The 11,171-nt window shown below is 68.7% G+C and carries 9 protein-coding genes; 5 read left to right on the top strand and 4 right to left on the bottom strand.

The features are described from left to right. Window positions 1-150 precede the first annotated feature (150 nt). Window positions 151-1,389, top strand: coding sequence for an MFS transporter (locus M5E06_RS27895; protein WP_109154662.1), 1,239 nt, complete (start codon window positions 151-153; stop codon window positions 1,387-1,389). An 8-nt stretch (window positions 1,390-1,397) separates the two neighbouring features. Here M5E06_RS27895 and M5E06_RS27890 read toward each other — a convergent pair whose 3' ends face one another. After that, a complete protein-coding gene (locus tag M5E06_RS27890; protein ID WP_252141047.1) occupies window positions 1,398-3,278 on the bottom strand; it encodes an FHA domain-containing protein in 1,881 nt (626 codons plus the stop codon). Between the two features lie 126 nt (window positions 3,279-3,404). Here M5E06_RS27890 and M5E06_RS27885 point away from each other — a divergent pair, with 126 nt between their 5' ends. The 4 genes from M5E06_RS27885 (at window position 3,405) to M5E06_RS27870 (ending at window position 8,068) form a co-directional block, all read left to right on the top strand. Beyond that, on the top strand, window positions 3,405-4,889 hold the full coding sequence (locus tag M5E06_RS27885; protein WP_252141046.1) for a D-alanyl-D-alanine carboxypeptidase: 1,485 nt from the start codon (window positions 3,405-3,407) through the stop codon (window positions 4,887-4,889). Window positions 4,890-5,034: 145 nt separating this feature from the next. After that, window positions 5,035-5,685: a chemotaxis protein gene (locus M5E06_RS27880; RefSeq protein ID WP_109154659.1), complete on the top strand. Its 651-nt coding sequence runs from the start codon at window positions 5,035-5,037 to the stop codon at window positions 5,683-5,685. Window positions 5,686-5,759: 74 nt separating this feature from the next. Next, the gene (locus M5E06_RS27875; RefSeq protein WP_252141045.1) at window positions 5,760-6,731 is read left to right on the top strand and encodes an endonuclease/exonuclease/phosphatase family protein; all 972 of its coding nucleotides are present in this window, start codon (window positions 5,760-5,762) and stop codon (window positions 6,729-6,731) included. A 197-nt stretch (window positions 6,732-6,928) separates the two neighbouring features. Further along, window positions 6,929-8,068 (top strand): acyltransferase family protein, encoded by a 1,140-nt coding sequence (locus tag M5E06_RS27870; RefSeq protein ID WP_252141044.1) that lies wholly within the window; start codon window positions 6,929-6,931, stop codon window positions 8,066-8,068. Here the strand turns inward: M5E06_RS27870 and M5E06_RS27865 are convergent. The 3 genes from M5E06_RS27865 to hyi all read right to left on the bottom strand — a co-directional run. Then, on the bottom strand, window positions 8,040-9,317 hold the full coding sequence (locus M5E06_RS27865) for a glycerate kinase type-2 family protein (protein ID WP_252141043.1): 1,278 nt from the start codon (window positions 9,315-9,317) through the stop codon (window positions 8,040-8,042). The two genes, M5E06_RS27870 and M5E06_RS27865, sit on opposite strands and share 29 nt — an antisense overlap. Window positions 9,318-9,421: 104 nt before the next feature. Beyond that, on the bottom strand, window positions 9,422-10,306 hold the full coding sequence (gene glxR, locus M5E06_RS27860) for a 2-hydroxy-3-oxopropionate reductase (RefSeq protein ID WP_252141042.1): 885 nt from the start codon (window positions 10,304-10,306) through the stop codon (window positions 9,422-9,424). A 35-nt stretch (window positions 10,307-10,341) separates the two neighbouring features. Further along, window positions 10,342-11,171: hydroxypyruvate isomerase (hyi, locus tag M5E06_RS27855; RefSeq protein WP_502802016.1), on the bottom strand; the 830-nt coding region annotated here is incomplete at its 5' end.

The following is an 11,171-nucleotide window of genomic DNA, read 5'->3' as shown; positions in this document are numbered from 1 at the left end:
CTCATCTCGCACCTGCGGAAATGACGGCCTGCGGCGGATTGCCTCAGCGGGGGTCCGGCAAATATCCTGACCTCGTCCCGGTCGCTTTCCGTCCCTCCCTGCCGCCGGGCCTTTCCCGTCCCCATCCTGCGCGACAGCGGAGTAACGACCATGGCTTCTGCCGGCCATAACGGCGACATGCGTGCCGGGGCACAGCTGGCCTCGGCCCATCCCGGGCTGGTGCTGCTGGCGCTCGCCATGGGCGGTTTCGCCATCGGAACGACCGAATTCGCGACGATGAGCCTGCTGCCCTATTTCGCCCAGGGCCTGGGCATCGACGAGCCGACCGCCGGACACGTCATCAGCGCCTATGCGCTGGGCGTGGTGGTGGGGGCGCCGGTGATCGCGGTGCTGGCGGCGCGGATCGCGCGGCGGACCCTGCTGATCGGGCTGATGGCGGTCTTCGCCGCCGCCAACGTGGCCAGCGCCTTTTCGCCCTCCTATGGCTGGATGCTGGTCTTCCGCTTCCTGAGCGGGCTGCCGCACGGCGCCTATTTCGGCGTCGCGGCCCTGGTCGCCGCCTCGCTGGTGCCGCCGCAGCGCCGGGCGCAGGCAGTGGCGCGGACCATGCTGGGGCTGACGGTGGCGACCATCGTCGGCGTGCCGATGGCCAACTGGATCGGGCAGGTGCTGGGCTGGCGCTGGGGCTTCGGCGTCGTCGGGTTGCTCGCCCTGCTGACGGTGCTGCTGGTCTGGATCTTCGCCCCCAATGACCGGCCGCACCCGGAATCCAGCCCGCTGCGGGAGCTGGGGGCGCTGAAGCGGCGGCAGGTTTGGCTGACGCTGGGCATCGGCGCCATCGGCTTCGGCGGCATGTTCGCCGTCTACACCTATGTCGCCTCGACCCTGATGGAGGTGACGCAGGTGTCGCCGGCGGCGGTGCCGGTGGTGCTGGCGGTGTTCGGAGCCGGCATGACCGTCGGCACGCTGGTCAGCGCCTGGGCCGCCGACCGCGCCCTGATGCCGACCGTCGCCGTCATCCTGCTGTGGAGCGCCGGGTCGCTGGCGCTCTATCCCTTCGCCGCCGGCAATGTCTGGCTGGTGTCGGTGGTCGTCTTCATGATCGGCTGCGGCGGCGGGCTGGGCACGCCCCTGCAGGCCCGGCTGATGGATGTGGCGGAGGATGCGCAGACGCTGGCCGCCGCGCTGAACCACAGCGCCTTCAACGCCGCCAACGCGCTGGGCCCCTGGCTGGGCGGCATGGCGATCGCGGCGGGGTGGGGCTGGACCTCCACCGGCTGGGTCGGTGCCGCGCTGGCGCTGGGCGGTCTTGCGGTGTGGGCGGTGGCGATGCTGGATGACCGGGCTTCGGAGTCCCGGCTGGTGGCCGAAGCCTGCGCCGGCGACTGAACGGCGGTTCAGCGTCCCGCCAAATCCCAGGCGATGCGCGCCGGATGTTCGCCGAGGTCGAGGGAGCCGATGACGATCTCCCCCCGGCCGGACAGCGGCGCCACGTCGCCCAGCTTCAGCAGCCGCTGCTCGCCGTCCTGCGGCACCAGACGGGTGCCGTTGCGGCTGAGATCCTCCAGCGTGAAGGCGCCGTCGCGCAGCCGCACCACCGCATGCCGGCGCGAGGCGGAGGCATGGTCGAGCACGATCCCGCAGTCGGCGGAACGGCCGATCACGACGTCTTCGCCCGCATCGCGCAGAGCCACCGTCCGGCCCTGGTAGCTGAGCGTCAGGCGGGGGGCCGGCGCCGGCGGAGCCTGCATGTCGACGGTCATGTCCGTCGGCCGGGCGATTGGCGGGGCTGGCAGGCGCTGGCCCGCCACAATGCCGCTGTCGGTCACCGACACGCGCCGGTCGTCGGGGATGGTGGCGATCTTGGCGATCAGCCCGTCCGCCAGCGCCCGCGGGATGCCGGCGGCGCGCAGGCGGCGGCCCAGCCCTTCGCGCACCTCCTGGATGGATGCGCCGGGGGCGGCCAGTTCCGCCGCGGACTTCACCCGATTGAACTCGTCGGCGACGCGCTGGATGACGACGCTGATCTTCTTGTGGCCGTAGGGGCTGGCGCCGAGGTCGAGCAGGTAGCCGAGCCGCCCCGCCGCCGTGTTGAAGCGGCCAGCCAGCCGCATCATCGTCTCTTCGAAGGGCAGGTCGCTGCCGCCGGCCGCCCAGACGGTCTTGCCGCGGCGGGTCAGCGATTCCGCCATCGCCGGGCCGCCCATATAGCCGTCGAAGGCGATCATGCCGTCGACGATGGCGGAGAAGGCGCGGGCATCGCTGGCCGCCCCGGTGCGGGTCAGCGGGGTCAGCCCGTCCAGCCCGCCGCGGACGCGATGCAGCAGCGCCTCGCGCGTCCGGGCGAAGCCGAGCCCCGTCCCGTCGGAGGCCAGGGTGTTGGACAGGGCCAGAAGCGGTTCGGTGTGGGGCAGCCGGTCGTCCAGGTCGCCGCGCAGCGCCGCCAGCAGCGCCAGGATGGCGGAGGCGAGGTCGGGCGAATAGCCGATCAGGGCGCGGATCGGCTCCCGCCCGTCGACGATCTCCGCCGCGAATTCGTCGACCAGCCGGGTGCTCTCGCCGTCCTCCTCCTGGTGCAGGCGCAGGACGGCGGTCAGCTTGGCCCCCCATTCGCGGTGCGGTTCCAACAGGGTGCCGAAGGCATGGGTGACGATGCGGTCGCGCTCCTCCACCGGGCGGTCGACGGCGGCCAGCAGTAGGCTGGAAACCCCGCCGCGCATCAGCGCCTGGTCGAAGGGGGCCAGCGTCTCCGATTTTTGGGCGAGATCCTTCAGCGCTGCGAACAGGCGGCTGAGCTGGTCGTAGCGCTCATGCGGCTTCAACCCCAGCATCGGCGCCTGGAGGGTGGCGAGCCGGCTGATCGAGGGGTTGAACAGCAGCGCCTCGCGCTCGAAGTAGCGCAACGGATAGTAGCGGTGAAGCTGCTCCGACGGAATGACGCCCTGGTCGTCCCAGTAACCGCGCAGCAATCGCAGCAGGGTCATCCGGCTGTCGAAGGAGAAGACCTGCAGCACGTCGGTGCAGAGGTTGGCACTCTCGATCGGCGAAATGGTCGTCAGCTTGGCGCCGCCGGAGGAGGACTTCTGGAAGATCGTCTCCTCCCGTCCGGTGCCGGTGACCTTCACCACGCGCACCACCGGGAACTTGGCAAGGCGCAACAGGAAGTTGGCGCGTTCCGTCGCCGACTTCTCGTCGTCGAAGACGCCGTCGATGTTAGGCTTGCCGCCCTGTTCGACCACCACCTCGAAGCGCGCTTCGCGCCGTTTGGACATCGCCATAGCGTCCCCCCTTGACCATGCCCCGATCCGGCATGGTGTCCGGCTACGTCCCCATCCGCTATTTCCAGCGATTTTTCACCAAAATACTTTATGAACCTTAACATCAGAAGCGGAAAGACCCTGACCTTGACCGCCAGCCAACAATCGGACTCCAACCGGTCGCGGCCGTCGCCGCGGCCATTGCTCGGCCGCCGCCCGTTCCTCGGCCTGTTCGGGGCGCTGGCCCTGCCGGGTGGCGGGGCCTGGGCGGCAGGGCAGTCGAAAACCACCAATGGTTTAGAAAGTGGTTCGCTCGGGTATTTCCTGTTCGATCCCGACAGTGGCCGGGCGCTGGAGGAGCGGGCGGCGGACACCGCCTTCATCCCGGCGTCGGTGGCGAAGCTGCCGACGGTGGCGGCGGCGCTGGCGCTGCTGGGGCCGGACCATCGCTTCGCCACCCGCCTGCTGGGGACCGGGCCGCTGGAGGGTGGGGTGTTGCGCGGCGACCTGATCCTGCAGGGCGGCGGCGATCCGGCCCTGGCGACCGAAGGGCTGCTGCAGCTGTTGGGCGCGCTTGGCGCCGCCGGTTTGCGGCGGGTGGAGGGGCGGTTCCTGTACGACACCGCGCTGCTGCCCGAACTGGCGGAGATCGATTCGGGACAGCCCTGGGCCGCGCCCTACAACACCGGGGTCGGGGCGCTGTCGCTGAACTACAACCGGGCTCTGCTGAGCTGGCGGCGCGGCGGCACTCCTGCCGGGCCGGACGCGCTGACGGTGGCCGATGCCGGGCGGCAGCCGCTGGACAGCGTCACGGTCCGGCCGTTGGCCGCCGGTGGAGGCTTTCCGCTGCTGCCGGACGGGGTGGATCGCTGGCTGATGGCGCCACCCTCCTCCGGCGACGCGGGGGCCGCCTGGGTGCCGGTGGCGCGGCCGGGACTGGCCGCCGCCACCCTGTTCCGCCGGCTGGCCGCCGATGCCGGCATCGCCCTGCCGGCGCCCGTTGTCGGAAGCGGAGCGGCTGGGGCGCCATCCGGGGCGGCTGCTCTGGCGGTGCTGGACAGCCTGCCGCTGGCGGAGCTGGCGCGCGGCCTGCTGCGCCATTCCAACAATTTGTCGGCCGAGGTGATCGGGCTGGCGGCGTCGAGCCGGCTGGCGCCGTCAGCCACCACCCTGGACCGGTCGGCGGGGCTGCTGCAGCGCTGGTTGACTCGGCAGCCGATCGGGGCGGTGAACTGGAACGGTAGCTGGAACGGTCTGCGGCTGGCCAACCATTCCGGGCTGGGCACCGGGTCGCGCGCCACGCCGCGGCAGATGGCGGCGCTGCTGCGGGCCGGCGGACCCGCCCTGTGGGACCTGCTGCCGGGGGAGGAGGACGGCAAGGCGCTGCCCCCCGGCGTCCATGCCAAATCGGGCACGCTGGCCTACGTCAAGGGGCTGGCCGGGCTGCTGACGGCGGCCAGCGGCCGGAGGCTGGGCTTCGTCCTGTTCATCGCCGACCCCGCCCGCCGGGCGGCGATGGATGCCGCGCTCGACCGCCGGGTGACCGCGACACCTGCGGAGGCGCGCGCCTGGGCCGCCGGTGCCGGCCGGTTGCAGGGCGAGATTCTGGAGCGGTGGGTTTCCACCTATTGACTGACATAGGTCATAGGCGGGAAGATAGCGCCTTCGCTAAAATGCAGATCAAAGTTGAATCGGCCTCAAGCGGCCTGCAACGGATTGATCGCCGTCCCGGCCGACCCATATCCGTGCACACCCGGCAGAGAGAACCCCAGATCCGATGATGACAGACCGTTCCTGCACCTCTACCGCGCGCAACGTCCTGCGCCGCCGGCTGGAACGTCAGGACGTCGCCGCCAACCGCTATCACGACCGGCGGCTGGGGGCGGAGGTCGTCAACATCGTCGTCGGCGGCTGCGTCGTCACGGATGACCCGAACGTCGTCATCACCACCACGCTGGGCTCCTGTGTCGCCGCCTGCCTGTATGATCCGGTGGCGGAGATCGGCGGGATGAACCATTTCCTGCTGCCCGACGCCGGGGGCGACACGCTGTCGCTGTCGTCGCGCTATGGCGCGACGGCGATGGAGCAGCTGATCAACCGGCTGCTGACCGTCACCGGCCGGCGCGACCGGCTGCGCGCCAAGCTGTTCGGCGGGGCCAACGTCAACCTGACCACGCTGCGCACCGCGAACATCGGCCAGCGCAACGTCGAATTCGTGATGGAGTATCTGGCGACGGAGGGGATCCCCACCGTCAGTTGGGACGTCGGCGGCGCCAGCCCGCGCGCCGTGCGCTTCTTCCCCACCACGGGGCGCAGCCAGCGCCGGCTGATCGGCGACGAGACACTGCACGACATCGCCCGCAACGAATCGTCCTACATCGAGCATCTGCGCAAGTCGCGGATCGAAGGCGACGTCGAGCTGTTCTGATAAGCTCGACCGGCGGCGTTTCGCCAGCTATGGGCTGCGCCGCCGACACCCGCCGTCCTTCCGCGGAGCCCTTCATGGCCGACACGCTGTTCCGGATCGCCACCTTCAACCTGGAAAACCTGGACGACGATGCCGACGAGCCGCCCTTCGAGGCGCGGATCGCCACGCTGCGCCCGCAGTTGGAGCGGCTGGAGGCAGACATCCTCTGCCTGCAGGAGGTCGACGCCCAGCATCCGGTGAAGAGCGAGCCGCGGACCCTGCGCGCGCTGGCCCGCCTGCTGGAGGGCACGCGCTATGCCGATTACCATGTCACCGCAGGCGACGCCCCGTCGCCGGCCGACCGCCACAACCCGGTGATCGTCAGCCGCTGGCCGATCCGGGCGGCGCGGCTGCTGCGCCATCATCTGGTGCCGCCGGCCCGCGTGCGCCTCGCCACCGCCGACCCGGCGGCGGACACGGAGACGGAGGTCGGCTGGGACCGGCCGCTGCTGCATGCCGAGGTGGAGATGCCGGATGGCCGCATCCTGCATGTCTTCGACCTGCATCTGCGCGCGCCCATCGCCGCGCCGGTGCCGGGGCAGAAGGCCGGCGCCCAGACCTGGAAGACGGCGTCCGGCTGGGCGGAGGGCTTCTATCTCGCCTCGATCAAGCGGGCGGGGCAGGCGCTGGAGACTCGGATGGCGGTGGACCGGCTGTTCGACGCCGATCCCGACGCGCTGATCGTGGTGGCCGGCGACTGCAACGCCGACCTGGAGCAGACCGCGGTCCGCATCATCCGCGCCGCCTCCGACTTCACCGGCAACCCCGAACTGGCCGGCCGCGTGCTGGAGCCGCTGGAGGAGGCGATCCCGGAGGAGCGGCGCTACACCGTGCTGCATGCCGGCACGGCGGTGCTGCTGGACCATCTGATGACCTCGCCGCGCCTGACCGAACGGCTGCGCGACATCGCCATCCACAACGAGGATCTGACCGACGAGGTCGACCACGCCGACGAGCCCTCGCCCGTCAGCTACCACGCGCCGGTGGTGGCGACCTTCTCGCTGTAGGACGGGGGCCGGGGCTGCTTTCCATTTCCATCGGGACGGCTTTGTGACGTGACGGGCTGTGGGTTGTTCTTTTCCTGATTTCATGGATTCCCGGAGGGAATCCTGATATTTCCACGCCGAATCTCTGCCGTTACAAACAACGGAATTCATTAGTGTTCAGATTAATTCTTGATAATTAAAGGGTGCGGAGGATTGATTTGCGGGAAAATTCAAGAACTCCTTGTCTGGATGGGTTGCGAGCTGTCGCGATTATTTTGGTGATTTCAAATCATTTGGTGCACTCTTCCGATATGTGGATTTTCAATAATCCGCTGTCTTTCGTGTTTTCAAATGGGGTTCTTGGCGTTTTTCTGTTCTTCGTGGTCAGCGGTTTTATCATAACCCGCATGCTACTTGCGGAACATGAAGAATATGGGGAAATCAGGATTGGTGCTTTCTATTGGCGCCGAGCGATTCGAATTGTTCCTGTTCTCTACGTATATATTTTGTCCGTTGCCCTGCTCGAGTCATACACTGGGATTGGCGTGAGCGCGGGAAGCATCGTCAGCGCCGCCACGTTTCTCCAGAATGTTTCGCCTTGGGCGGATGCCTGGCCGTTCGAGCATGTCTGGTCGCTGAGCGTCGAGGAACAATTCTATCTGCTTTGGCCTCTGGCGCTGTCCGCCGCCCTGCGGCGCGGCCGGGGGACCGCCATCCTCCTTGCCATCGTCCTGATCGTCGTGGCGACCGCATCGCGGATGGGGCTGTTCGTCTTCGCCCATAGCAGTTTCCTGGAACGCCGCGTCGGCGTTCTATCGATCTGCCGGATGGATGCGCTGATGTTCGGATGTCTGGCGGCCTTGACGATGGGAATGCCGCTTTTCGAGCGCGTTTATCGCTGGGCCACCAGGGCGGTTTGGCTGTTGCCCGTGGTCCCTGTCCTGGTCTCCGGCTTGCTGGCCAGTGCCTTTGGGAATTATTACACCCTGTCGGTCGGGCAGGCGGTCGATGGGGCCTGCATCGTGTTTTTCATGACCTGGCTTTTGCGGAACCCGAAAAGCAGGACCCATGCCATCCTGAACGGCAGGATCATGGTGCATATCGGGCTGGTGTCGTACAGCCTCTATATCTGGCAGACCTATTTCCTGCATCGGCTGAACGATGGCTGGTCCGGTTCCTTTCCGATCAACCTTCTGGTCATCCTGCTGCTGGCCGAGGCGTCCTATTGGGGAATCGAACGGCCGGTCAGGGCGCTCCGCCTGCGTATCGAGAACGCCCGGGGGCGGACGGTGCTGTCGACGCTGACGCTTGCACCGTCCCCTCGTGCCGTCAGCTCGGGTCTATCACGATCACCCTGAAGTCGTTGACGTTGGTCCGCGTCGGGCCGGTGATGACCAGATCGCCCAGCGCCTTGAAGAAGCTGTAGCCGTCGTTGTTGGCGAGGAAGGCCTTGGCGTCGAGACCCATCTCCTCGGCGCGGGCCAGCGTGTCGGGACGCAGGATGGCGCCGGCATTGTCCTCCGTCCCGTCGATGCCGTCGGTGTCGAAGGCGGCGGCCCAGATGCCGGGCTGGCCGTCCAACGCCACCGCCAGCGCCAGCAGGAACTCGACGTTGCGGCCGCCGCGGCCCTGGCCGCGCACCGTCACCGTGGTCTCGCCGCCGGACAGGATCACGGCGGGAACCGGGGCCGGCTGGCCATGGCGGACGACCTGCCGGGCGATGCCGGCATGGACCTTGGCGACCTCGCGCGATTCGCCCTCGATGGCGTCGCCGAGGATGACCGGGATGTAGCCGCGGTCGCGGGCCAGGGCTGCAGCGGCTTCCAGCGCGTCCTGCGGGGTGGCGATGATTGTGGTCTCGGCGCCGGACAGCCGGGGGTCGCCGGGCTTCGGCGTCTCGTCCCCGGCGGCCTCCAGGAAGGCGGCGACGGCGGGCGGCGGGGTGATGCCGTATTTCGCCAGGATGGCGCGGGCGTCGGCGAAGCTGGTCGGGTCGGGGACGGTCGGGCCGCTGGCGATTACCGACGGGTCGTCGCCCGGCACGTCGGAAACCAGCAGCGAGACGACGCGGGCCGGGTGGGCCATGGCGGCGAGCCGGCCGCCCTTTACCGCCGACAGGTGCTTGCGCACGCAGTTCATCTCGCCGATGTCGGCACCGCTCTTCAGCAGCGCCTTGGCGACGGCGCGCTTATCCTCCAGCGTGATGCCGGGCGCCGGCAGGGCCAGCAGGGCGGAGCCGCCGCCGGAGATCAGGCAGAGCACGAGATCGTCGGCGGTCAGCCCCTGCACCATGTCGACGATGCGGCGGGCGGCCTCCTGCCCGGCGTCGTCGGGCACCGGGTGGCTGGCCTGCACCACCTCGATCCGCTCGGTCGGCAGGTCGTGGTCGTAGCGGGTGACGACGAGGCCGGTCAGCGGCCCCGGCCAATGGTCCTCCACCGTCTTCGCCATGGCCGCCGCCGCCTTGCCGGCGCCGATGACCACCGTGCGGCCCTTCGGCGGCTGCGGCAGGGCCGCCGGCAGCCGGGTCTCGGCGGTCACCGCGGTGAGGGCCGCCTGGAACAGGTCATGGAGCAGGGCGTCGGCATTCGTGGCGGTGGTGGTCATGGTCGCTCGGGCGTCGTGGGGTGCGGGGCGGGTAGAATGCACACAAATGAGAGGTGGGCCAATGGTTTGGGTGGGGCGCCATCCGTTGACGGCGCCCCAATCCCTTACTTCGACCCAACCTCGTGCCCGGCCAACAGTTCCAGCGCGCGGAGCATGCCGGAGTGGTCCCAGGCCGAGCCGCCCTGCGCTGCGCAGGCGTTGAACAGCTGCTGGCAGCTGGCGGTGTGCGGCAGCGACAGGTTCAGCGCCTTGGCGCCGCTCAGCGCCAGGTTCAGGTCCTTCTGGTGCAGCTCGATGCGGAAGCCGGGGGCGAAGTTGCGGTTGATCATCCGCTCGCCATGGACCTCCAGGATGCGAGAGGAGGCGAAGCCGCCCATCAGCGCCTGACGGACCTTGGCCGGATCGGCGCCGGCCTTCGACGCGAACAGCAGGGCTTCCGCCACCGCCTCGATGGTCAGCGCGACGATGATCTGGTTGGCGACCTTGGTGGTCTGGCCGTCGCCGTTGCCGCCGACCAGCGTGACGTTCTTGCCCATCTTGTCGAACAGCGGCTTGACCGTGTCGAAGGCGTCCTGCGGGCCGCCGACCATGATGGTCAGCGAGGCGGCCTTGGCCCCGACCTCGCCGCCCGACACCGGGGCGTCGAGATAGGCGCAGCCCAGGTCATTGATGCGCTTGGCGTATTCCTTGGTCTCGATCGGCGAGATCGAGGACATGTCGACCACGATCTTGCCCGACGACAGGCCGGCGGCGACGCCGTTCTCGCCGAACAGGGCGGCGCCGACATGGGGTGTGTCGGGCACCATGGTGATGATGACCTCGGCCGCCGCCGCGACCTCCGCGCCGCTCGGGCAGGGGATGGCGCCCTTGGACGTCAGCTCGGCCGGGACCGGCTTGATGTCGTGGACGTAGAGCGTATGACCGGCGTCCAGCAGGTGCCCCGCCATCGGGGTGCCCATGATGCCGAGACCGATGAATCCGACCTTCATGACTGTGGTCCTTTCTCGCGTGATTTGGGGGCGTCTCAGACGTGCGCCGGTTCGGTCTTGTAGGGGGCGAACCAGCCGAGCCCCTCGTTCGTCGTCGTTTTCGGCTTGTATTCGCAGCCGACCCAGCCGCGGTAGCCGATGGCGTCCAGATGCTTGAACAGGAAGGGATAATTGATCTCGCCGGTGCCGGGCTCATTGCGGCCGGGATTGTCGGCCAGCTGAACATGAGCGATGCGGGCGAGGTTGGCCTCGATCGTGCGGGCCAGATCGCCTTCCATGATCTGCATGTGGTAGATGTCGTACTGCACGTACAGATTGTTGGAGCCGACCTTGTCGATCAGGTCCAGCGCCTGTTTCGTGCGGGTCAGGTAGAAGCCGGGGATGTCGCGGGTGTTGATCGGCTCGACCAGCAGCTTGATCCCGGCGCCGGCCAACGCGTCGGCGGCATAGGCGAGGTTGCCGACCAGCGTGCTTTCGGCCGCGGCGGCGTCGCCACCCCCGGCGTTCCCTTGGGGCAGGATGCCGACGAGGCAGTTGACCTGTTTGCAGCCCAGCGTGCCGGCATAGTCGATGGCGCGGGCGACGCCGTCGCGGAATTCCTGCACGCGGTCGGGCATGATGGCGATGCCGCGCTCCCCACCGCCCCAGTTGCCGGCCGGCAGGTTGTGCAGGACCTGGGTCAGCCCATGTCGGCGCAGCTTCTCGGCCAGCGCGTCGGCGGGGAAATCATAGGGGAACAGGTACTCGACCCCACGGAAGCCGGCATCGGCCGCCGCGGCGAATCGGTCGAGAAAGGGATGCTCATTGTAGAGCATCGTCAGGTTGGCGGCGAATTGCACCATGACCGAACTCCCGGTTACGCGAA

The organism is Azospirillum sp. A1-3 (assembly GCF_023806445.1).
GTDB lineage: Bacteria > Pseudomonadota > Alphaproteobacteria > Azospirillales > Azospirillaceae > Azospirillum.
This window is presented reverse-complemented; position numbering and strand designations above follow the sequence as displayed.